A 21,998-nucleotide genomic window follows, 5' to 3' on the forward strand; every position below is an offset into this window, starting at 1 on the left:
GGTGACCCCGACGGCGATCCGGACGGCGGCAATGCCGACATAACCCGCCGGCGGTAACCCCAACGACGACTCCGCCGGCGGTCACCCCGACCACGACTCCGACGGTGGTAGCCCCGATCGGGGTGATTCCGGCCCGGCGCACACCCCTCAGCCGGAATGTCGCGCCGCCCTTGGCCGTTGACCTCGTCGTGAGGCTTTCCGTGCTGGACCGGTCGCGAGTGCGGGCCGGGCACAGCCATTCCGAGGCGCTGCGCGACACGGTCGCGTTCGCCCGCCAAGCGGAGCAGCTCGGCTACCACCGCTTCTGGGTGTCCGAGCACCACGGCGTGCCCGGCGTGGCGGGCTCCGCGCCCACCGTGCTGGCCGCCGCCGTCGCCGCCGCGACGTCCCGGATCAGGGTCGGCACCGGCGGCGTGATGCTGCCCAACCACCAGCCGCTCGTGGTGGCCGAGCAGTTCGGCGTGCTGGAGTCGCTGTTCCCGGGCCGGATCGACATGGGCCTGGGCCGTTCGGTCGGCTTCATCGAGGCGGTCCGCAAGGCGTTGGGGCACGACAAGGAGGACGCCGCCGAGTTCGGCCCCCGGCTCACCGAGCTGCTGGGCTACTTCACCGGCGACCAGGCGGTGCGCGGCTACCCGGCCGACGGCCTGCGCGTGTCCCCGTTCGTCCTGGCCACCGGCGCCGGAGCCCGCGTGGCGGCGGCACACGGCGTCCCACTCGTCATCGGCGCGTTCCGAGGCGAGGACGCCATGATCGACGCCATCACCACCTACCGCGCCGAGTTCCGCCCCTCGACCTGGGCGGCGGACCCGTACGTGGTGGTGTCGTCGACGGTCGCCGTCGCGGACACCACCGAGGACGCCTGGCGACTCCTCGTGCCGGAGGCGTGGTCGATGGCCTACTCGCGCACGCGGGGCGAGTTCCCGCCGCTGAGCGCGCCGAGCGACATCCTCGCCCTGCCCATGACGGACCGCGAGAGGACGCTGTTCGAGCAGTCGTTGCAGGGACAGATCTTCGGCACACCGTCGGAGGTGGCCAAGGCCCTGGACACCCTGATCGACCACACCGCCGCCGACGAGGTCCTGGTCACCACCAGCACCCACGACCACGCCGCGATGCTCGACTCGTACCGCCGACTGGCCGAGCTCTACCCCTGACCGCTCTACCCCTGACCTCGCTCAACCAGCCCCGGCCTCGCCGGTGCCGGACCCTGGGGTGCCGGACCTCGGGCGTGCTGAGCCAGCTCGACCTCGATGAACGCGCCGATCATCGCCCGCCACACCGCCTCCGCGACCGCGGGCTCCAACCCGGCGTCCAACGCCCGCTCCCGCACCGAAGCGACCACCTGGGCGACCCGATCCGGCGCCCGAACCGCCTGGTCGTCAGCCTTGAACGACGCGGCGGCACGCACCAGCCCCTGCCGTTGGGCCAGCAGGCGCACCAGGTCCGAGTCGATCAGGTCGATGCGCGCACGGACCTCGGCCAGTGACGTGGGTGGTGCGGACGATGCGGGTTCAGACACGCCCGCCATCATCCACGACCCACACCGCGGACGGCCACCACGAGCAGGCACCGGCAACGATCACCACCGGTGACCACCGCCGGCCACGCGCCCGAGTCGGTGGTCGCGCCGCTGTTCGACGTGCCCGGGTCAGTGGTCGCGTTGCTGTTCGGCGAGGAAGCGCTCGAACTCCGCGCCGAGCTCGTCCGCGCTGGGCAACGGCTCGTCCTCGGCCACCAGCAGGTTCTCCGACGCCTCGGTGAACGCGTCGTACTGCCGCTCCAGCGCCTCGACCACCTGCCCGACCTCCGCCGACTCCGCCACCTGGCGGGTGATCTCGGCGTCCGTCCGCCGAGCCGCCTCGTTCAGGGCGGCGGCCTGGATGACCAGCCCAGTCGACTTCGTCAGCGCTTGGAGCAGGCCCAACGCCGCGGCCGGGTAGGTGCCCTGCGCGAGGTAGTGCGGGACGTACGCGGCGAAGCCCATCGCGTCCAGACCCGCCTGCCCGAGCCGGAACTCCAGCAGCGCCGACAGGTTGCCCGGCACCTGCACCCGGCTGAACGGCGAGCCGTCCACGACCAGTTCCGGCCTGGTCGCGTGCGAGATCACCGACAACTTCCGGGTGTGCGGAACGCCCATCGGGATGCCGTGGAAGCTGACGGCCAGCCGCAGGCTCCACCGCTCGATGAGCGACTTGACCGCTGCCACCACCGCTTCCCACCGGCGATCCGGCTCCGGGCCGGTCATCAGCAGGAACGGCGTGCCCACCGCGTCGTGCAGCAGGTAGACCACCAACTCCGGGGTGTCGTAGGACTCCCACCGGTCGGTCGCGTAGGTCATCGTCGGCCGCCGGGCGCGGTAGTCGATCAGATCGTCGACGTCGAACCGGGCGATCACCCGATGCTCGTGCACTTCGAGCAGGTGGGCGACGAGCGCCCCGCCCGCCGCACCGGCGTCCATGAAGCCGTCGAAGTGGTGCAACAGCACCGCTCCGGTCAGGTCCGGGACGTCGGAGTCGACCTCGTACAGATCCTCCGGGTCCAGCGCCACCGCGTGCCTCCCCAAGTGCTCACATGACAGTCCTCCCCTCCTCCAACGTCGAGCGACCACTGATCCATTCCCCGATCCCGTCGAGCATCCGGGCGAGGCCGAATTCGAAGAGCGTGTCCAACTCCATGTCCAGCTCAGCGCCCACGGCCCGGCTGAACCTCGGGAACCTCCCGGTGGCGGCGATGTCCAGCAGGGCCGGCGCCTGCCAACTCACCCACTCGCCACCGGTGATCCCGGTGTCCCGCCGCTGTCCGGCTCCGCCCTCGACGGGCTCGACGGGCTCGATGTTCACCGCCACACCTCGCACGAAGCCGAACACCGTCACCGCGGCGTGCATCATCTCCTCCAGGCTCAACCCCTTCCCGTCGAGCGCACTCAACATCCACTCGGTGTGCGCGACCGCGCTGGGCAGCAGTTGCGGCCTCGTCATCGACATGGCCGGCGCCAGCCACGCGTGCTTCCGGAACAACTCCCACTGCACCCTCGCGCACACCTCCAGCCGCTCCCGCCAGGTCTCGGGCGCGGGGTCGGGCAACTCCTCCTCCCGCAACACGTGGTCGATCATCCGAAGGACCAGTTCGTCCTTGTTCTCGACGTGCCGGTACAGCGACATGGTCGCCACGTCCAGCTGTGACGCCACCCGCCGCATCGACACCCCGTCGAGCCCGTCCGCGTCCGCGATGCGGACGGCGGCGAGGACCAGCCGCTCGCCGGTGAGGTCGGTCTCCTGCGCGCGCGGCCGCGCAGCTTCCCCACCCTCCGGCGACACGACCGTGCCCACGCCGGCCACGGGACGCACCAAGCCCTCGGTGCGCAAGGTGACCAAGACCTTGGTCGCCGTGGCCATCGCGACGTTCCACTCCACGGTGATCTCGCGCGTCGACGGCACCCGATCACCGGGGCGCAGTTGGCCCGACTCGATCCGATCGCGGATCTCGCGCGCTATCCGCTGGTAGATCGCGTCAGTCATGCCCGCCTCCTCGAAGGTAGTGCACCGAAGCCTAGCGCACTAGTGCACCATCGAGTGATTGCCGAGATCAGACAACGATGTACGTTGTACATGTGAACACCGTACAGATCAGGCGCCGAGTACCGCCGGACGCACACGGCGGGAGCGGTGGGCGTCCGCAGTCCGATGCCGAAGTCGCACGCGTACACAGCGAGGACTCCCGCCCTCGGAGCTTGACCTCCAGCTCACTGCAGGTCTTACGTTCGCGGCATGGACATGGAAACCACCGCCTGGATGTCGCTGTACCACGTGACGAACGCGCAGGACGACAAGCGGCCGTTCTCCGTCGCCACGTTCCGCCGGATCTGGCTGTTCGCCCGCCCCCACCGGGCGCGGCTGGCCCGGTACCTCGGGTTGAGCGTCGTCATGGCGGTGCTGGCGGTGGTGACGCCGGTCCTCGCGGGCCGGATCGTGGACGCGATCGTCAACGGCTCGACCTACCAGGTGGTGCTCGTACTGGCGGCCGTGATCGCGGGCATCGCGATCGTCGAGGCGGGGTTGGGCCTGGTGACGCGGTGGTTGTCGGCCGGCATCGGCGAAGACCTGATCCTCGACCTGCGGACCACGGTGTTCGACCACGTGCAGCGGATGCCGATCGCGTTCTTCACCCGCACCCGGACCGGGGCGCTGGTGAGCCGGCTCAACAACGACGTGATCGGCGCGCAGCGGGCGTTCAGCGACACCCTGTCCAGCGTGGTCGGCAACCTGGTCACGCTGGCGCTGACGCTGGCGGTGATGATCAGCCTGTCCTGGCAGATCACGCTGCTCGCGCTGGTGCTGCTGCCGGTGTTCGTGGTGCCCGCACGGCGGATGGGCACGCGGCTGGCACGGCTGGAACGTGAGGCGGCCAACCACAACGCGGCCATGGGCACCCAGATGACCGAGCGGTTCTCGGCGCCGGGCGCGACGCTGGTGAAGCTGTTCGGCCGGCCCGCGCACGAGTCGGCGGAGTTCGCGAACCGGGCGCGGCGGGTGCGGGACATCGGTGTGCGCACGGCCATGGTGCAGACCGTGTTCCTCACCGCGCTGACGCTGGTGTCGGCGCTGGCGTTGGCCGTGGTGTACGGGTTGGGCGGGTTCTACGCGCTGCGCGGCGAGCTGGACCCGGGTTCGGTGGTGGCGCTGGCGTTGCTGCTGACCAGGTTGTACGCGCCGCTCACGGCGCTGGCCAGCGCGCGCGTCGAGGTGATGAGCGCGTTGGTGAGCTTCGAGCGGGTCTTCGAGGTGCTCGACCTGAAGCCGTTGATCGCCGAGAAGCCCGACGCGCGGTCGGCGCCGGACGGGCCGGTGTCGGTGGAGTTCGACCACGTCCGGTTCGCCTACCCGGCCGCGGACAAGGTGTCCCTGGCGTCGTTGGAAGAGGTCGCGGTGCTCGACAACCGCGGCGGGGTGGAGGTGCTGCACGACGTCTCGTTCCGGGCCGAACCGGGCCAGGTGGTGGCGCTGGTCGGCTCGTCGGGCGCCGGGAAGTCCACGATCGCGTCCCTGCTGCCCCGCCTGTACGACGCGGACTCGGGTGCGGTGCGGCTGGCGGGGGTGGACGTACGCGACCTGACGGCCGACTCGATCCGCGACGTGCTGGGCATGGTCACCCAGGACGGTCACCTGTTCCACGAGTCGATCCGGTCGAACCTGCTGCTCGCGCAGCCGTCGGCGACGGAGGAGGACCTGTGGGACGTGCTGCGCCGGGCACGGCTGGCCGACCTGGTGGAGTCGCTGCCGGACGGGCTGGACACCGTGGTCGGCGAGCGCGGCTACCGGCTGTCCGGTGGTGAGCGGCAGCGGTTGACGATCGCCCGGCTGCTGCTGGCGAAGCCGCGCGTGGTGATCCTGGACGAGGCCACCGCGCACCTGGACTCCACCTCGGAGGCCGCGGTGCAGGCCGCGTTGGGCGAGGCGCTGCACGGGCGGACGGCGGTGGTCATCGCGCACCGGCTGTCGACCATCCGGGCGGCCGACCTGATCCTCGTGGTGGAGGGCGGTCGGGTGGTGGAACGCGGCACGCACGCCGAACTGCTCGCCGCTGGCGGGCGTTACGAGGAGCTGTACCGGACCCAGTTCGCGGAGGAGGCACAGATGTCGTAGTGGGAGCAGTCCACGACGAGGACGCGCGGGGCGCCTACGCGTGTTCCGCGTCGGCGTCGGCGAGGCCGAGGATCTCCACGGCCTGCTTGCGCATCTCGACCTTGCGGACCTTGCCGGTGACGGTCATCGGGAACTCGTCCACCACGTGCACGTACCGGGGGATCTTCTGGTGCGCCAGCCTCCCGGCGCAGAACGACCGCAGCGACTCGGCGGTCAGCGGTTCCGCGCCGGGGCGCATCCGCACCCACGCCATCAGCTCCTCGCCGTACTTGACGTCGGGCACGCCGACGACCTGGGCGTCGAGCACGTCGGGGTGGGTGTGGAGGAACTCCTCGATCTCGCGCGGGTACAGGTTCTCGCCACCGCGGATCACCATGTCCTTGATCCGGCCGGTGATGGTGAGGTACGCCTCGTCGTCCATCACCGCGAGGTCGCCGGTGTGCATCCACCGGGCCGCGTCGATCGCCTCGGCGGTCTTGTCGGGCTGCCCCCAGTAGCCGAGCATCACCGAGTAGCCGCGGGTGCACAGCTCGCCGGGCGTGCCACGCGGCACGGTGCGGCCGGTGTCCGGGTCGACGACCTTGACCTCCAGGTGCGGCCCGACCCGGCCGACGGTGGACACCCGCCGTTCCAGCGGGTCGTCGCGGCGGGTCTGCGTGGACACCGGCGAGGTCTCGGTCATGCCGTAGCAGATGGACACCTCGCGCATCCCCATCCGCTCCACGACCTGCTTCATCACCTCCACCGGGCACGGCGAGCCGGCCATGATCCCGGTGCGCAGCGACGACAGGTCGTAGGAGTCGAAGTCGGGGTCGGCGAGCTCGGCGATGAACATCGTCGGCACGCCGTACAGCGACGTGCAGCGCTCCTCCGCGACCGCCCGCAACGTGGCGGCGGGCTCGAACGCCGGTGCCGGGATCACGATGCACGCGCCGTGCGAGGTGGCCGCGAGGTTGCCCATCACCATGCCGAAGCAGTGGTAGAACGGGACCGGCACGCAGATCCGGTCGTCCGGCGCGTACCCCAACAGCTCGCCGACGAAGAAGCCGTTGTTGAGGATGTTGTGGTGCGACAGCGTCGCACCCTTGGGGAACCCGGTGGTCCCCGACGTGTACTGGATGTTGATCGGGTCGTCCGCCGACAGCTCCGGCCACCGGGGCGGCACGTCCGCGTGCAGCTCCGTCCACTCGGGACCGTCCAGCAGCACGACCCGGCGCAACCCGGGGCAGCGAGGACGGACCTCGGCGATCATCCCGGCGTAGTCGGAGGTCTTGAACGACGCGGCGGCGACGAGCGTGTGCACGCCCGACTGGTTGAGCACGTACTCCAGCTCGTGCACCCGGTAGGACGGGTTGATGTTGACCAGGATCGCGCCGATGCGCGCGGTCGCATACTGGACGACGACCCACTCGGCGCGGTTCGGCGACCAGATGCCGACGCGGTCCCCGACCGCGACCCCGGAGGCCATCAGCCCGGCCGCGACCGAGTCGACCTCGGCGGCCAGCTCCCGGTAGGTCCAGCGGCGGCCGGTGGCGCGGTCGACCAGCGCGTCGCGGTCGCCGTGCGCGGCCACCGCGCGGTCGAAGTCCGCACCGATGGTGTCGCCCAGCAGCGGCACGTCCGAGATGCCCGAGGAGTAGCTGAGGTGCGCCATCGAGGCGGGGTACCCCGGCCCGCCGGTTCCCGAACCCGGTCCGCGCCCTGGCCCGGCGCACGTTGACCAGCCGGAACGTAATCCGGTTGCCCGGGCACGGCGGTCGTCCACAATCGTCGCCATGCGAACCATCGGGTTGATCGGCGGGATGAGCTGGGAGTCGTCGGCCGAGTACTACCGACTGCTCAACGAGGAGACGCGGCGGCGGCTCGGCGGCCACCACTGCGCGCCCAGCCTGCTGCTGACCGTCGACTTCGCCGAGGTCGAGCAGTTGCAGCGGACCGGGCAGTGGGAGCGGTCGGGCGAGCTGCTGGCGGAGGCCGCGAGCAAGCTCGAAGGCGCGGGAGCCGACCTGGTGCTCTTGTGCACCAACACCATGCACAAGGTGGCCGACGCCATCACCGCCGCCATCACGGTGCCGTTCGTGCACATCGTGGACGCCACCGCGGCGAAGCTGACCGACTACCGCAGGGTCGGCCTGCTCGGCACCCGGTTCACCATGGAGCAGGACTTCTACCGCGACCGGATGCGCGGGCACGGCATCGAGCTGATCGTCCCCGACGAGCCGGACCGCACGCTCGTGCACGACGTGATCTACCAGGAGTTGACCAGGAACCGGGTGGAGCCCGCGTCCCGCGCCGCGTACCGGGAGGTGATGGCACGCCTGGTCGAACAGGGCGCGGAGGCGGTGATCCTGGGCTGCACCGAGATCACGTTGCTGGTCGACCGGTCCGACAGCACCGTGCCGCTGGTCGACTCCACCCGGCTGCACGTGGAGGCGGGCGTCGACCTCGCGTTGGCCTGAACGCCGTCACCGGGATCCGTTGCCGTGCCGGACCGCCGCCCGGGAGTCGGTGGCACCGGCATCGACCGGACGCACCGGATGCACCGGACGGCGAGGCGACGTCCGCCGGTTCGGCCGAGGACCGGTCCGTCAGGGATGTCCCTGAGGCTCAGGACGGCCGCATGCGGCAGAGTGGACGGCATGGAGCTGACCCCGCGCGCCCTGTTCGGTCTGGCGAGGACCACCGTCGAGACCGCCGTGTCCGTGCCCGGCCGGGTGCTCGACCTGCTGGGCGCGGCCGAAGCCGTCGTGCGCCGCGCGGACGAGATGGTCACCCGCACCGAGCGCGTGCTGGGCGAGACGGAGGCGCTGGTCGGGCGGGCCAAGGCGGTCACCGCGGTGGCCGAGGGCGTGACGACCGACGTGGGCCGCACCGCCCGCATGTCACGGGAGCTGCTGGACGACTACGCGCCGATCGCGCGCAAGGCGCAGCCGTTGGCCCAGCGGTTCGTGGACGACCTGTCGCCGCACGAGGTGGACGCCGCCGTGCGGCTGGTCGACCAGCTGCCGGTGCTGACCAAGCACTTGATCGACGACGTGCTGCCGATCCTGGCCACGCTGGACCGCGTGGGACCGGACATCCACCAGTTGCTGGAGGTCACCAACGACGTCCGGCAGGCGATCCTGGGCATCCCCGGCTTCACGTTCATGCGCCGTCGCGGTGAGGCCAAGGAGGAGGACTAGAGCGCGCGCTTGATCAGCCGCAGGGGCGCGTGGCGGATGATCGGCGCGAGGAGCCGCCACGGCCACGCGGGCACGCACGCGCTCGTCACCTCGCGTTCGACGGCGCGCACCATCGCCCGCACGCCCACCGCCGTGCCCACCAGCAGCGGCGCGCGTTGCTCGGGGTTCATCTCCGACCTGATGTAGCCGGGCAGGATCGCGCTGACCTCGATCGGCGTGCCCAGGGTGTCCGCCCGGATGCCCTCGGCCAGCGCCGACACCGCCGCTTTCGACGCCGCGTACGCGGTCATGGACCTCGGCATGCCGCGCACCGCGCTCACCGACGAGATCAGCACCAGGTGGCCGTGCCGTTGGCGGTAGAAGATCTCCATCGCGGCCTCGCACTGGGCGAGGGCGGCGACGAAGTTGGTCTCGGCGGTGCGCCGGTTGGCGTGGAAGCCACCCGTGCCGACGGGTCGGCCCTTGCCGATCCCGGCGTTGACCACCACCCGGTCCAGCGTGCCGAACTCCTCGGCGAACGACCGGAACACCTCGAACACCGCGTCGTGGTCGGTCACGTCGAGCCGGCGGGTCGAGACCTTGATGCCGGGGTTGGCGGCGGTGAGCTCGTCGCGCAGGACGTCCAGCCGGTCCGTGCGCCGTGCGCACAGGGCCAGGTCACGGCCCATGGCGGCGAACTGGCGGGCCATCTCCGCGCCCAGGCCCGCGCTGGCACCGGTGATGAGGATCGTTCTGCGCACGCCGGTCAGCGTAGCAACGCGACGAACCCGTTGTGCGGCAGCGGGATCCGGCGACCGTCCACTTGATACCCCGACGTGCCCGGCTGCTTATGCCCTGGTTATAGCCCCACCCGTAACGTCCCGAACGACAACCGGAGGACGATCGGGCCGCGGCGTCCGAGGCCGGTGGTGACGCCGATGGCCAGTCCCGCGTGCCGATCACGCCTCCCGTTCCGCCCACCGCCGCACGACGTGATTTCGCGCGTTCCGCACCGCGCCGCGCCGAAGTCATGAGGGTGCTCCGAAGAAGGTCGAGGTCGCCTGGAAAATTCGCTTGTACACGAGTGGCGCGCACTGCGTTCTTGTCACATCGTGAGTGTCGCGACCAGCGCCGGCTCAATGTCCGACTCGGCGTTTAACGGATTTCGAATGTTTTTCGGAGAACCCTTGCCCGCTCTCCGAACACCTCGTTAACTTCCGCCGGGTCGGCATATTTTCGGCAGATTTCGAGGAAGGAACACCCGTGAGGTTGAAGACAATAGTGGGCGCGGGCGTGACGACCGGGCTCGTCGCGGCCGGTCTGCTGGCAGGCGTCGGCAGCGGCTCGGCGGCGCCCGTGCAGGTCGACAAGACGCTGACGTTCACCTGCCCGTTCCCGCTGATCGGCAACCAGGTGCTGTCGACGCGGATCCGGGCCACGATCGACGCGCCGGCCACGGTCGGCGGCGAGTTGAGGACCACGGACTTCTCCGCGACGGTCACCGTGCCGCCGACCGCGACCCAGGGCCTGACCCTGGTCGGGGCCGTGACGGTGGGAGGGCTCCGCCGAGGCGGGCGTGACGCTGGACAACGCCGGCAGCAAGCTCGACATCAAGATCCCCGGACTGACCGTGCCGAAGACCCCCGTGCCCGCCGAGGGCGCGTTCGACGTGGTCGCGAGCGGCCCGGTGCCCACCGCGGTGATCCCGAAGGCGGGCACGACGACCGTGACGGTCGGCAACTACGCCACGACGCTGACGCCGAAGAAGGCCGACGGCACCGACACCGGTCTGGGCACCTTCACGTCCAACTGCACCCTCGACCCGGGCCAGAACCCCGAGCTCATCCGGTTCGACGTGACGGGCGGCGGCGGCCCGACCACGACGACGACCCCGACCACAACCACCACCACCACCACTACGACCACCACGACCACCACGACCGTGCCCACGACCACGACGACCACGCAGCCTCCGGGCGGCATCAAGTACGCGTACGCGCTCAACGGCACGTCGATGATCAAGAAGCTGGGCGGTTCGGTGGCGCTCGGCCCGGGCAGCCTGAACGCCGACCTGGAGCCGGCCACCGGCAGGTTCACCGGCGACCTGGTGCTGCCGCCGACCTCGGGCAAGTTCACCCTGTTCGGCATCGTGCCGGTCGAGTCCAAGATGGAGTTCGTGCCGGAGGGCAGGACGACCGGCACGCTCGCCGCGGGCGCGGTGAGGTCGAGCTCGAAGGTCACCATCAAGCTGCCGTCGGTCACCGCGTTCGGCATCCCGATCAGCAACGACCCGAACTGCAGGACGACCACGCCCGCGGAGATCGCCCTGACCTCGGCGGCGGGCTTCGACCCGCTCAAGGGCGGCAAGCTGGCCGGCACGTACACGATCCCGCCGCTGGCGGGCTGCGGTCCGCTCAACGACTTCGTCAGCGGGTTCGCCGCAGGTCCCGACAACACGATCGACCTGACGCTCACCGCGAAGTCCGCGTAGCCCAGGCACAGGCCCAGAGACCCCGGCGCAGACCCGCGAGAGGGGAACGCCCGCAACACACGGGCTGAGCACTGGAGACCGCCGCGTCCGACCGCGGCGGTCTTCTCGTTCGCGGACGTCAGCAGTCGGACGGCGCCGGCCGGCCCGCGATCCGGTCCGCGGTGAACGCCTGCGCCGCCGCGTTGCCCGCGAGCCGTTGCGCGGCGCGGACCACGTCGATCACCGCGTGGCCCTCGGACCGGCCGGTGACGTAGGTGGTCTTCGGGTCGGGCCGGTAGCCCTCGTAGTCGGTGATGGCCACGGCGTAGCCCGCGCGCAGCAGGTCGTTGACCGCGGGCTGCTCGTAGAGCGCTCCGATGCGCACCATCTCCGACGGCGTGCACCTGAACGCGGGACCGTGCGTGCCCACGGCGAACGCCACCACCGGCGCGGTGGCCGGGTCGACGGACCAGGGCACGAGCACCGTGCCGGTCACCGCGTTGGGCTGCCCCAACGCGTCGGTCGACCGGTACATCACCTGCCACGCGTGCACGGAGGGTCCCAGGGCTCCCGCCTGTGACGCGCGGAAGCGGATGACGTCGCCGGGCGCGCGCGGGCAGCGGGCTCGGCGGCACGTAGAACGACTCGTCCGCCGCCGCCGAGGGCGCAAGACCCGTGACGACGGTGGCCAGCACGACCCCGACCGCCGATAAGGAGAACAGCTTTCGCAAACCGACCTCCCGATAAATGTGACGGACAATGCACAGTGCATTGATCCGGACCGGCCGGTCCAGGACGATCGGCCGACTTGTCACCTGGGTGCGTGTTTCCGAAACCGAAGTTGTAAAGCTCGTACAACAAGCATCATCACTCGAAAGTGTGAACGCATCAGGATGGCACGAATAATGTTTGACACACCGTCGCGGATGATTTTATGGTCAGCCGGGCGAAGTCCCAGGGCGGTACTTCGCGCAGGCGGAGGCAGCATGACGATCCCACTGAACGGCGGGTTGGTTCCGCAGCGGACGTACAGCGCGGCGCGGCAGCTGTGGTCCACCATCCCGGGCGACCTGGCCGAGAAGATGGCACCGCTGTCCGGCGTCCTGGTGCGGGACGTGGTGCGGGAGATCCGCCGGACCGTGCCGGCCTACGCGCAACCGCTGGAGGGCAAGTTCCGCGAGGTGCTGGTCGGCGCGGTCGAGATGGCGATCGTCAAGTGCTTCGACAACATCGGCAACCCGGACGCGGCGCAGGCCGACTGGCAGGCCGTGCTGCGCTACAGCGGGCGGATGGAATACCTCGAAGGCCGCACGATGGACTCCCTGCAGACCGCGGTGCGGGTCGGCGCACGGGTCGTGTGGCGGCACCTGAGCGAGCACGGCCGCGAGATGAACGTGCCCACCGACACCCTGTTCGTGGTCGCCGACGCGATCTTCGCGTGGGTGGACGAGCTGTGCCGGGTCGCGATCGAGGGCTACTCGGAGGCGCGGGCCAACGCCAGCGGCGCGTTGGAACGCAGGCGGCGCCAGCTGCTCAAGCTGGTGCTGGCCGAGCAGCCGCCGTCGCCGAGGTCGCTCGCCGACCTGGCCGGGACCACGGACTGGCCGTTGCCGGAACGGGTCGCGGTGGTGGCGCTGGAGTACCGCGAGGACCAGCACCAGTTGCCGTCGGTGACGCTGGCCCGTGACGTGCTGGTCGACCTGGAGAGCTCCGCGCCGTGCCTGGTCGTGGCCAACCCGCCGGCCCGGCTGGAGCTGGAGCTGCGCGGGCGGCGGGCCGCGGTGGGGCCGACGGTGCCGTTGGCCGAGGCGCGGCAGTCGTTGGCGTGCGCGCGGCGTGCGCTGGGGTTCGTGCGGCGCGGTCTGCTGCCCGCCGTCCCGGTGACGTGGTGCGACGACCACCTGGCCACGTTGGCGCTGCTGTCCGACGAGTTCCTGGTGGGTGAGCTCAGCAGGCGTGCGCTGGCGGCGTTCGCCGGGTTGACCGTGAAGCAGCGGGAACGGCTGGAGACGACGTTGCTGGCGTGGTTGCAGACGCGCGGCGGCATCGGCGAGATCGCCAACCGGCTCGACGTGCACCCGCAGACCGTGCGGTACCGGATGCACCAGCTGGAGGAGCTGCTCGGCGACCGGCTCGCCGACCCGGACGAGCGGCTGACGCTGGAGATCGCGTTGCGCGCCCGCCGGTTGCTCGGCCGGGCCCGCGACGCCCAGCCCGAGCCGGGCCGGCCGCGGCGCGTCCCACCCCCACCCGCACAGCCCTCGGTCAAGCGGGCCTGACCGGGCGAACGCCCAGGTCAAGCGGGCTTCGAACGCTTGTCACCCGACCGCAAAAGGAGTGCGGGCAATTACGCGGAGGTGCTATTGCGGCCCGGCTGCCCGCAGGAGGAGCGCGCGCGTCGACCCCATGCCGTACCGGTCGACGTCGCTGGACATCGCGGCGACCTCGCGCAGGATCGGGTTCACGTCCACGCCCGCCGAGCGCGCCTCGTCGCAGACGGCCTGGAGCTGGAGGATCTCGTCCCGGGTGTCCATGGCCTGGTCGCGGACCGAGAGGTGCACCAACTCGGTGCGCAACCCGTCGGGCGTCGCGGCGGACGGCAGGTGCACCGCCCAGGTGAACGAGCCGTACCGCTCGAACAACGCGCGCAGCGCCGGCCGCGCGACCTCGTCCTGCGCGTACCGGGCGAGGATCTCGGTGAGGAGGGCCTCGGCCTCGGCGCGCACGCCGGCCTGGTCCACCGGGTCCGGTGCGGCCTGCGTCCGCGCGAAGAACTCCGTGAGGTCGGTGAGGTGCTCGATCTGCACCGGGGCCTTGGCGATGGGCTCCAGGACGGCGTCGAGTCGCGCGACGTCCTCCTCGATCACGGCTGGGTCTCTCGTCATGGCGCGAAGGTTATTCCGCGCGGGTGTCCTCCAGGGGCGGTTCCGTTCGTCGTAGTGGTGGAATGCACCGGAGGACAGGAGTCACCCATGAAGTACATGCTGCTGATCTGCGTCGACGACGCCATCGAGCCCACCGAGGGCGACCCGACGATCGAGCAGTGGCTGGCCGAGGTCGAGGGCAAGCGGCTGGACGGGTCGCAGCTGAGGTCGGTCCAGGACGCCACGACCGTGCGCACCCGCGGTGACGAGGTGCTGCTCAGCGACGGGCCGTTCGCCGAGACCAAGGAGCAGATCGTCGGCTACGACGTGGTCGACTGCGCCGACCTGGACGAGGCGATCCGGATCGCGTCGCGGCACCCGTGCGCGCGGTACGGCTCGGTCGAGGTCCGGCCCTTCTACCCCGGATGACGGTCGACGCCGAGGTCGCGGAGCTGTTCCGGGCCGAGCGGGGGCGGATCGTGGCCACGTTGATCCGCCTCACCGGCGACTGGGACCTCGCCGAGGAGTGCGTTCAAGACGCCTTCGCGCGGGCGCTGGAGTGCTGGCCCCGCGAAGGTGTGCCGCGCCGCCCCGGCGCGTGGCTCACCACGACCGCGCGCAACCGGGCGCTGGACCGGTTGCGGCGGTCGGGTGTGGAGGCGGTGAAGCTGCGGGAGGTGGCGGCGGTGTCCGACGAGCCCGCGGAGATCGACGGCTTCCGGGTCGGCGGCTCGGGTTACGACGGCTCCGGTCACGACGGCGCCGGGGAGGAGGGCTTCGGGGACGACCTGCTGCGGCTGATCTTCACGTGCTGCCACCCGGCGCTGACCTTGGAGGCCAGGGTGGCGCTGACCCTGCACACCGTCACCGGCCTGACCACGGCCGAGATCGCGCGGGCGTTCCTGGTGCCGGAGGCGACGATGGCCAAGCGGCTGGTGCGGGCGCGGCAGAAGATCCGCAACGCCCGCATCCCCTACCGGGTGCCGCCCGCCCACCTGCTGCCCGAACGCACCGGTGGCGTGCTGGCCGTGCTGTACCTGCTGTTCAACGAGGGGTACGCGGCCGGCGGTGGTGCCGACCTGGTGCGCCGCGAGCTGTGCGCGGAGGCGATCCGGCTCGCCCGCACGCTGGTCGACCTGATGCCCGACGAGCCGGAGGCGGTGGGCCTGCTCGCGTTGACGCTGTTGCAGGACTCGCGGCGGGAGGCGCGGTTCGACGTCGCGGGCGACCTGGTGCCGCTGGACGAGCAGGACCGGTCGTGCTGGGACGGCGGGCAGGTGGAGGAGGGGGTGGCGCTGCTCGACGCGGCGTTGCGGCGGGGTCGGCCGGGGCCCTACCAGGTGCAGGCCGCGATCGCCGCGTGCCACGCCACGGCCGCGCGGGCGGCGGACACGGACTGGCCGCAGATCGCGCTGCTCTACGGCGAGCTGGTCAAGCTGGTGCCGTCACCGGTGGTGCGGCTCAACCGGGCGGTCGCGGTGGCGATGGCGGACGGCCCCGCGGCGGGTCTGGTCCTGGTCGACGAGCTGGCGGGCGGGCTGACCGGCCACCTGCTCCCGGCCACCCGGGCGGACCTGCTGCGCCGCCTGGGCAGGACCACCGAGGCGCGGGCCGCGTACGAGCAGGCCCTCGCCTCGGCCCCGACCGACGTCGAACGCCGCCACCTCGCCCGCCGGATCAGTGGCCTCGACCGGGTGTGAAGCTCAGAACCGGAGGTTCTTCAGGTAGTCGTAGCCGATCCGCGCCGTCGCGAGGGCGTCACGCGGTTGGTCGTTCTCCACGATGTACTCGGACACGTTCGCGGCCCGGAAGACGGCCGCGAAGTCGATCGTGCCCGTGCCGGGGTCGGCGAACGACCCGTCCGCCGCGCGGTCCTTGACGTGGAACTGCCGGACCCGGGGGAAGTTCGCCCAGTACACGGCCACCGGGTCGACGCCGCCGGTCACCGCCCAGTACAGGTCCAGCTCCAGGTGCACGTTGCGCCGCGTCGTCCCGGCCGTGATCACGTCGAACGGCCGCTTGCCCTCCACGAGCGCGAACTCGTGCGCGTGGTTGTGGTAGCCCAGGCTCAGCCCGGCCCGCCGCAGCTGGTCCCCCGCCGCCTCCAACCGCGTGGCGAACGCCCGCCACTCGGCCAGCGTCGGGTAGTCCACCCACGGCACCACCACGTACTTGTTGCCGAGCGTGCGCGCGTCCGCGATCACCTGGTCGAGGTCGCCGTCGATGCCGGTGTGGCTCGACGTCGCCCGCAGCCCGCACCGCCGCAGCACGGTGGCGAACTCGGCGGCGCTGCGGCCGTACGTGCCGGCCAGCTCGACCTTGCGGTAGCCGATGTCGGCCAACGCCGACAGCACGGGCTCCGGGTCGTCGCCCATGATGCCGCGCAAGGTGTAGAGCTGGATGCTGATCGACTCCCTCGGCACCCGGCGGCACGGGCGTCCGGAGGCGGACGCGGTGGCGGGCAGGGTGACGGCCGCGCCGGTGGCGAGGGCGCTGCTCAGGAACGTGCGGCGGGACGGCATGGGTGGGCTCCTCGGTCATCCGGCCTCGGTGATCGGGCCTGGGTGATTCCGGACAGTTCCTCGGCACCGCCGGAACGCCTGCTGCCCGGTGTCGTCGAGGAGGTCGCCGACTGCGGCAGCGCAATTCTGTTCAGGGCTGACCGAAGATGGCAATACTTCTGCCGGTTTACGACAGAAGTCGTGCGCGCGGTCACCGGGTAGCCACGCGGCCGAACGGGCGCGGTGCGGCATGATGTCCGCGTGCGCGAGACGACGGCGGGCCGGTGACCGGCGGTTACCTGAAGGGCCGGATCCGCCGCGAGGACATCATCACGGCGGCGGTCGCGGTCTACGGCGAGGCCGGGTACCACGGGTCGTCGCTGCGCGAGATCGCCAAGCGCGCCGGCATCACGCACGCCGGACTGCTCTACTACTTCCCGACCAAGGAAGCGCTGCTCGCCGCCGTGCTGGAGCGCCGTGACGCGGAGGACGCCGAGCGCGAGCGGCTGCAAGCCACCCCCGGCCTCGACGTCCTGCGCCACTTCCTGGCCCTGGCCGAGCACAACGTCCGCCACCCCGGCATCGTCGACCTCTACTCACGGCTGGCCGCCGAGGCCGTCGCGGCGGACCACCCGGCGCACGACTACTTCGTCCGCCACTACCGCGAGGCGCGCGAGGGCGTGGTCGGCTCGTTCCGGGCCCTCGCGGACCGCGGCGAGTTGCGCCCGGACATCGACCCGACGGCCGCGGCGCTGACGTTCATCGCGTTGATGGACGGCTTGCAGGTCCAGTGGCTGACCACGCCGGGCGAGGTCGACCTGGTCGGCTCCCTGCGGTTCTACCTGCGCACCCTGCTCACCGTCCCGCTCGACTGAGCGTCGTCACGCGTACGGGTCCCAGTCCACCGGCAGCGGGGGCGGCGGCTCGACCGTGCTGCCGACGTCCACCGGACGCCCCACCTCGATGGACTCCTGCACGGCCAGCATCGCGTCGAGTACGTGGTAGGCGAGTTCGCCGGACGCGCGTTCCGGCTCACCGGCCCGGATCGCCCGCGCCAGCTCCAGCACGCCCGTGCCGCGCGACGCGGGATGGCCCTGCGGCGCAAGCGTTTGCACGCCGTCGAACAGGTGCAGCGCGGTCTCGCCGTCGAACCGGTTGGGGTCGGGCGGCACGACCGTGCCGAGCGTTCCGGCGACCTCCACGACACCCGTCCGCGACAACGCCGAGTCGAAGCTGAACACCGCCTGCGCGGACCCACCGCGTTCGAACTCCACCAACGCGTTCACCGTCGTCGGCACGGTCACCTCGAACTCGACGCCCGCACGCGGCCCGGACCCGATCACCCGCGTGTCCCGCGACCGGCCGCCGGTGGCGGTGACCCGGCGGATCGGGCCGAGCAGGTGCACCAGCCCGGTCAGGTAGTACGGCCCGATGTCCAGCAACGGCCCGCCGCCCGCCTGGAACAGGAACTCCGGCGCCGGGTGCCAGCTCTCCGGGCCCGGCGCCTGGAACAGCGCCAGCGCGGAGCGCGGCTCGCCGATCCGGCCGGCGTCGACGGCCCGCCGCGCGGTCTGCCAGCCGGCGCCCAGCACGGTGTCGGGGGCGCACGCGACCCGCAGACCTCGTTGCGCGGCGCGGTCGAGCAGGTCCCGGGCACCGCGCCGGTCCAGCGCGAGCGGCTTCTCCACCCACACGTGCTTGCCCGCCTCGATCGCGGCCGCGCTCACCTCGACGTGCGCTGCCGGCACGGTCAGGTTGACCACGATCCCGATGTCCGGGTCGGCCAACAGTTCGTCCACAGTGGACGATCGCGGCACGCCGTGCCGCGCCGCTCGTTCGGCCGCACGCGCCGCGTCGAGGTCCGCGACGGCCAGCACCCGCACGTCCGGGAACGCGGTGAGGTTGCGCAGGTACTCCTCGCTGATGACGCCCGTGCCGACGACACCGACCCCGATCGGCGCGCTCACGCCCGGACCTCGCCGAGGAACGCGTGGCTCGCGGCCAGACCGGCGAACACGTCGCCGTCGTAGGCGTCGAACTCGACCACGCGCAACGCGTCCGGCGCGGCGGCCAGCACCTCCGCCACCGGCACGCGCCCCTGACCGGCCGGCACCTGGCCCGAGCCGTCCTGCGCCAGACCGCCGTCCTTGACGTGGATCGCGTGCACCCGCGAGCCGAGGCGGCGCAGCAACGAGGGCGCGTCCTCGCCGCCGACCGTCGCCCAGTAGGTGTCGACCTCCAGGACGACCTCGGGGTCGAGCCGGTCGGCCAGCACCTCGAACGCGCTGCGGCCGTCGACCCGGGACGCCAGCTCCCACCAGTGGTTGTGGTAGCCGACGCGGACGCCGTGCCCGGCGGCGACCGCGGCGGCGGCGTTGAGCGCGTCCGCGGTGGCGGCGATGTCCGCGGGGTCTTGCCACTTCTCCGCACCCACGTGGGGGTCGATGACGACCTCGATGCCGCAGTCGGCCGCGGCGGCGAAGACGGCGTGCTGGTCGGCTCCGATGAGCTGCGCGTGCGCGGTCGGCGCGGTGAGGCCGTGCTCCGGCAACGCGGTGCGCAGCACCTCCGCGTTCTCCACGACCCCGTAGGGCTCGACGTGGGTGAAGCCGATGGCGGCCAGCCGCCGCAGGGTGTCGGTCGGGTCGGCCGCGAACGCGTCGCGGACGGAGTAGAGCTGGACGGACGTTCCGCTCATCACGGGCTCCTGACGTCGGCGTCGGCGTGTATGGAAGCGCTCCCACAAATCTCTACCAGGTGGTAGAAATTCACACCAGAGCCTAGGCGGTCGCCCGTCCCGGGAACAGACTTGAACCTGACGTCGCGTGAGGTTCTAGGGTCCGTGCCATGGGCGCTGAGGGGGGATTGGACCAGCCGCGGTGGGGCGTCGGGGCGCTCGCCAAGGTCGCCGGGATGACGGTGCGGACACTGCACCACTACGACGAGCTCGGCCTGTTGCGGCCGAGCGAGCGCACGCCGTCCGGCCACCGCCGCTACACCGAGGCCGACCTGCACCGGCTCTACCAGATCCGGCTGCTGCGGCGGCTCGGCATGTCGCTGGACGAGATCGGCGGCGTGCTGGCCGACACGTCCGACCCCGGACCGCTCGCCCGGGTGCTCGCCGGGCACCTGGAACAGCTGGACGAGCAGGTGTGGCGGCTCAACGCGCTGCGCCGCCAGACGAGGGGTCTGCTCGTCCAGCTGAACGGGCCGACCCGACCGGATTCCGACCGGCTCCTGGCGTTGCTGGGCAGCACCACGATCTTCGACCGGCACCTCACCCGGGAACAGCGCGACTTCCTCGACCAGCACGCGTTCGACATCGGCCCGCAAGCCCGGGAACGGCTGGACGAGGAGTGGCCCGAGGTGCTCGCGCAGGTGGTCGAGCACTACCGCGCGGGCGACCCGGTGGACGGTCCGGAGGTCCGCCGGACCGCACGACGCCTGGTCCACGTCGGCGAGACGTTCGCCGCCGGCGACCGGGAGATCCTGCGCTCGATGGGCGCGTTCTTCCGCGAGCACGGCCGGGGCGTGCTGCGCGACGTGCTGCCGGGCCAGCCGGTGGACGACCTCGGCGACGGCCTGTGGGACTACGTGGCCCGCATGTACGGCGCCTTGTCAGCCGAATAGACAACAGGGGGAAAGATGACCCACCGGACGAGTGCGGCCCTGGCGGCCCTGGTCCTCACCACCTGCCTGACCGGCGTGGCCGAGGCCGAACCCGACCTCACCCCGCGCCTGCCCGCGCCGACCGGCCCGCACCGCGTCGGCGTCACCACGCTGCACCTGGTGGACGGCGCCCGCGAGGACCCGTGGCCAGCTCCCGTGAGCCGGCCGCGCGAGGTGGTGGTCTCGGTGCACTACCCCGCGTCGGACGTCCGCGACCACCCGGTCGCACCGCAGCTGACACCGGGTGCGGCGGCGGCGCTGCCGGCGGTCGTGCCGTGGGTGTACCCGAACCTGCCGCAGGCCGGGGTGGACTGGGGCGCCACCCTCACCCACTCGCACGTGGACGCGCCGGCAGTCCCCGTGCGACGACCGGTCGTGCTCTACAGCCCCGGCCTGGTCGACCCGCGCGCCTTCGGCACCACCACCGTCGAGGAGCTGGCGAGCCGCGGGTACGTCGTGGTGACCATCGACCACCCCGGCGAGACCTTCACCGTCGACCTGCCCGCCGGGCCGCGGCCGATCGGGTTGCCCGGCCTCCCCCACACGGATCCGCGGCTGTACCGGGCCGTGATCGCCACCAGGCTCGCGGACACCGACCTCGTGCTCGACCGGCTGGAGCTCCTGGCGGCGGGCGGCAACCCCGACGCCGGGGGCCGCCCGCTGCCGAGGAACCTCGCCCGCGCCCTGGACCTGCGCCGGATCGGCGTCTACGGCCACGGCCTGGGCGGCACGATCGCGGCCGAGGCGATGTACGAGGACCGGGACCGCATCGACGCCGCGATCAACCTTGAGGGCTTCCTAGACTACCACCCGGAGCAGCCGGGCCAGGACGGCGAACTGCTCCCCGTGGCCCGCTACGGCGTCGACCGGCCGTTGTTGCTGCTGGGCACGGAGGGCTTCCAGAACGACCGCTACCGGCGCGCGTGGTCGGCGGCGCTCGCGCACGGCTGCGTCCGCCACCACGTGATCGCCGACGCCAACCACTGGGCGCTGACGGACTTCGCCGCCATGGCGCCGCAGCTGCACGCGGCGGGGCTGATGGACGACGCCGGACTAGCCGCCATGGTCGGTGCCCTCGACCAGACCGCGTCGGTGCGGACCGTGCGCCGGCACGTGGTCGGGTTCTTCGACCGCCACCTGCGCTGAACGGTCGGGACCCAGCGCCGCCTCCACGGCGGCCAGGTGGTCGGCCGTGATGCCGGTGGCCGGGTCGACCGCGATCAGCGCGGTGAGGTCGCGCCGGCGGTCGAGGAACGCCCGGCGCGCGGTCGGGAACAGGTCGAAGTCGTCGTCCAGCCAGGCCAACGGCCTACCTCTGGCGAACCGGCCGACCGCGCCGAACTTCCAGTCCGCCTTGCCCTCGTAGGCGCGCACCCCGACCACCGGCAGCGGTGGCAGGCCGAGCGCGGGTCCGACCGTCGTGTTGGCGCGGTGCTCCCACGTGGTGGCCCAGGCCAGTTCGGCGCCGGTCCGCCGGGCCAGGGCGAGCAGCGCCGGTCCGTGCTCGGGGTTCAGCCAGGCCCGCTGCACCGACCGCCCCCACCGGGACAGCCGCCACCGGTGCTCCGCGTAACCGTGCGGCGGGGTGCGGGCGGCGAACGGGTGCAGCGGCCCGTCGACGTCCACCAGCAGCAACGGCCTCACCCGGTCGACGTTACCCCGACGGTGGTCCCGCGCGGCCGCCGAAG

At 71.9% G+C, this 21,998-nt stretch carries 20 protein-coding genes and 3 pseudogenes; 12 read left to right on the forward strand and 11 right to left on the reverse strand.

The genetic code is table 11. The annotated features are described in order from the left end of the window. Nucleotides 1-188: 188 nt before the first annotated feature. A complete protein-coding gene (locus AB0K14_RS27840; RefSeq protein ID WP_360449384.1) occupies nt 189-1,157 on the forward strand; it encodes an MsnO8 family LLM class oxidoreductase in 969 nt (322 codons plus the stop codon). Between the two features lie 5 nt (nt 1,158-1,162). On the opposite strand, the gene AB0K14_RS27845 is transcribed toward AB0K14_RS27840, so the two are convergent. The 3 genes from AB0K14_RS27845 to AB0K14_RS27855 all read right to left on the reverse strand — a co-directional run bounded on the left by AB0K14_RS27845 (nt 1,163) and on the right by AB0K14_RS27855 (nt 3,521). Continuing rightward, on the reverse strand, nt 1,163-1,522 hold the full coding sequence (locus AB0K14_RS27845) for a chorismate mutase (RefSeq protein ID WP_360449381.1): 360 nt from the start codon (nt 1,520-1,522) through the stop codon (nt 1,163-1,165). A 129-nt stretch (nt 1,523-1,651) separates the two neighbouring features. Next, a complete protein-coding gene (locus AB0K14_RS27850) occupies nt 1,652-2,551 on the reverse strand; it encodes a PAC2 family protein (protein WP_360449379.1) in 900 nt (299 codons plus the stop codon). Between the two features lie 19 nt (nt 2,552-2,570). After that, the gene (locus AB0K14_RS27855) at nt 2,571-3,521 is read right to left on the reverse strand and encodes a TetR/AcrR family transcriptional regulator C-terminal domain-containing protein (RefSeq protein ID WP_360449376.1); all 951 of its coding nucleotides are present in this window, start codon (nt 3,519-3,521) and stop codon (nt 2,571-2,573) included. Nucleotides 3,522-3,794: 273 nt separating this feature from the next. Between AB0K14_RS27855 and AB0K14_RS27860 the strand changes: the two genes are divergently transcribed. Next, the gene (locus AB0K14_RS27860; RefSeq protein ID WP_360449918.1) at nt 3,795-5,645 is read left to right on the forward strand and encodes an ABC transporter ATP-binding protein; all 1,851 of its coding nucleotides are present in this window, start codon (nt 3,795-3,797) and stop codon (nt 5,643-5,645) included. 34 nt (nt 5,646-5,679) lie between these two features. On the opposite strand, the gene AB0K14_RS27865 is transcribed toward AB0K14_RS27860, so the two are convergent. Further along, nucleotides 5,680-7,299, reverse strand: a complete 1,620-nt coding sequence (locus tag AB0K14_RS27865; RefSeq protein ID WP_360449374.1) for an AMP-binding protein — start codon at nt 7,297-7,299, stop codon at nt 5,680-5,682. Nucleotides 7,300-7,420: 121 nt separating this feature from the next. On the opposite strand from AB0K14_RS27865, the gene AB0K14_RS27870 reads away from it, so the two are divergent. Together AB0K14_RS27870 and AB0K14_RS27875 are read left to right on the forward strand one after the other, a co-directional pair. Continuing rightward, complete coding sequence (locus tag AB0K14_RS27870) at nt 7,421-8,104, forward strand: aspartate/glutamate racemase family protein (protein ID WP_360449371.1); 684 nt, start codon at nt 7,421-7,423, stop codon at nt 8,102-8,104. A gap of 180 nt (nt 8,105-8,284) precedes the next feature. Next, a complete protein-coding gene (locus AB0K14_RS27875) occupies nt 8,285-8,827 on the forward strand; it encodes a hypothetical protein (RefSeq protein ID WP_360449368.1) in 543 nt (180 codons plus the stop codon). Here AB0K14_RS27875 and AB0K14_RS27880 read toward each other — a convergent pair. Then, nucleotides 8,824-9,567: an SDR family oxidoreductase gene (locus AB0K14_RS27880; RefSeq protein ID WP_360449365.1), complete on the reverse strand. Its 744-nt coding sequence runs from the start codon at nt 9,565-9,567 to the stop codon at nt 8,824-8,826. The two genes, AB0K14_RS27875 and AB0K14_RS27880, sit on opposite strands and share 4 nt — an antisense overlap. Nucleotides 9,568-10,219: 652 nt before the next feature. Here AB0K14_RS27880 and AB0K14_RS27885 point away from each other — a divergent pair. Both AB0K14_RS27885 and AB0K14_RS27890 read left to right on the forward strand, forming a co-directional pair. Beyond that, nucleotides 10,220-10,300: pseudogene (locus AB0K14_RS27885) on the forward strand (hypothetical protein); the annotation flags it as partial. Between the two features lie 73 nt (nt 10,301-10,373). Next, nucleotides 10,374-11,297: pseudogene (locus tag AB0K14_RS27890) on the forward strand (DUF6801 domain-containing protein); the annotation flags it as partial. 190 nt (nt 11,298-11,487) lie between these two features. On the opposite strand, the pseudogene AB0K14_RS27895 reads toward AB0K14_RS27890, so the two are convergent. Beyond that, a pseudogene (locus AB0K14_RS27895) lies at nt 11,488-11,971 on the reverse strand (lipase family protein); the annotation flags it as partial. A gap of 291 nt (nt 11,972-12,262) precedes the next feature. On the opposite strand from AB0K14_RS27895, the gene AB0K14_RS27900 reads away from it, so the two are divergent. After that, complete coding sequence (locus AB0K14_RS27900) at nt 12,263-13,555, forward strand: helix-turn-helix domain-containing protein (RefSeq protein ID WP_360449361.1); 1,293 nt, start codon at nt 12,263-12,265, stop codon at nt 13,553-13,555. A gap of 81 nt (nt 13,556-13,636) precedes the next feature. On the opposite strand, the gene AB0K14_RS27905 is transcribed toward AB0K14_RS27900, so the two are convergent. After that, the gene (locus tag AB0K14_RS27905) at nt 13,637-14,161 is read right to left on the reverse strand and encodes a hypothetical protein (protein ID WP_360449358.1); all 525 of its coding nucleotides are present in this window, start codon (nt 14,159-14,161) and stop codon (nt 13,637-13,639) included. A gap of 87 nt (nt 14,162-14,248) precedes the next feature. Between AB0K14_RS27905 and AB0K14_RS27910 the strand changes: the two genes are divergently transcribed. Together AB0K14_RS27910 and AB0K14_RS27915 are read left to right on the forward strand one after the other, a co-directional pair. Then, entirely contained in the window at nt 14,249-14,569 is a 321-nt protein-coding gene (locus tag AB0K14_RS27910; RefSeq protein ID WP_360449355.1) for a YciI family protein, read from the forward strand. Further along, the gene (locus AB0K14_RS27915; protein WP_360449352.1) at nt 14,566-15,840 is read left to right on the forward strand and encodes an RNA polymerase sigma factor; all 1,275 of its coding nucleotides are present in this window, start codon (nt 14,566-14,568) and stop codon (nt 15,838-15,840) included. Before AB0K14_RS27910 ends, AB0K14_RS27915 begins: the two co-directional genes overlap by 4 nt. Before the next feature lie 3 nt (nt 15,841-15,843). On the opposite strand, the gene AB0K14_RS27920 is transcribed toward AB0K14_RS27915, so the two are convergent. Then, nucleotides 15,844-16,662, reverse strand: a complete 819-nt coding sequence (locus tag AB0K14_RS27920; RefSeq protein WP_360449350.1) for a sugar phosphate isomerase/epimerase — start codon at nt 16,660-16,662, stop codon at nt 15,844-15,846. Nucleotides 16,663-16,925: 263 nt separating this feature from the next. On the opposite strand from AB0K14_RS27920, the gene AB0K14_RS27925 reads away from it, so the two are divergent. After that, nucleotides 16,926-17,516, forward strand: a complete 591-nt coding sequence (locus AB0K14_RS27925; protein WP_360449348.1) for a TetR/AcrR family transcriptional regulator — start codon at nt 16,926-16,928, stop codon at nt 17,514-17,516. A 6-nt stretch (nt 17,517-17,522) separates the two neighbouring features. Here AB0K14_RS27925 and AB0K14_RS27930 read toward each other — a convergent pair whose 3' ends face one another. Together AB0K14_RS27930 and AB0K14_RS27935 are read right to left on the reverse strand one after the other, a co-directional pair. After that, the gene (locus AB0K14_RS27930; RefSeq protein WP_360449345.1) at nt 17,523-18,608 is read right to left on the reverse strand and encodes a Gfo/Idh/MocA family oxidoreductase; all 1,086 of its coding nucleotides are present in this window, start codon (nt 18,606-18,608) and stop codon (nt 17,523-17,525) included. Continuing rightward, nucleotides 18,605-19,339 carry a TIM barrel protein gene (locus AB0K14_RS27935; protein WP_360449342.1) on the reverse strand — a complete coding sequence of 245 codons (735 nt, stop codon included), beginning with the start codon at nt 19,337-19,339 and terminating at the stop codon, nt 18,605-18,607. Before AB0K14_RS27935 ends, AB0K14_RS27930 begins: the two co-directional genes overlap by 4 nt. 149 nt (nt 19,340-19,488) lie before the next feature. Between AB0K14_RS27935 and AB0K14_RS27940 the strand changes: the two genes are divergently transcribed. After that, nucleotides 19,489-20,271, forward strand: a complete 783-nt coding sequence (locus tag AB0K14_RS27940) for a MerR family transcriptional regulator (RefSeq protein WP_360449339.1) — start codon at nt 19,489-19,491, stop codon at nt 20,269-20,271. A 15-nt stretch (nt 20,272-20,286) separates the two neighbouring features. Then, a complete protein-coding gene (locus AB0K14_RS27945) occupies nt 20,287-21,456 on the forward strand; it encodes an alpha/beta hydrolase (RefSeq protein WP_360449337.1) in 1,170 nt (389 codons plus the stop codon). On the opposite strand, the gene AB0K14_RS27950 is transcribed toward AB0K14_RS27945, so the two are convergent. Next, entirely contained in the window at nt 21,364-21,954 is a 591-nt protein-coding gene (locus tag AB0K14_RS27950) for an HAD domain-containing protein (RefSeq protein WP_360449335.1), read from the reverse strand. The genes AB0K14_RS27945 and AB0K14_RS27950 overlap by 93 nt on opposite strands. Nucleotides 21,955-21,998: the final 44 nt, after the last annotated feature.

The sequence above is a fragment of the Actinosynnema sp. NPDC050801 genome, from assembly GCF_040673975.1.
In the GTDB taxonomy this organism is placed as follows: Bacteria; Actinomycetota; Actinomycetes; order Mycobacteriales; family Pseudonocardiaceae; genus Actinosynnema.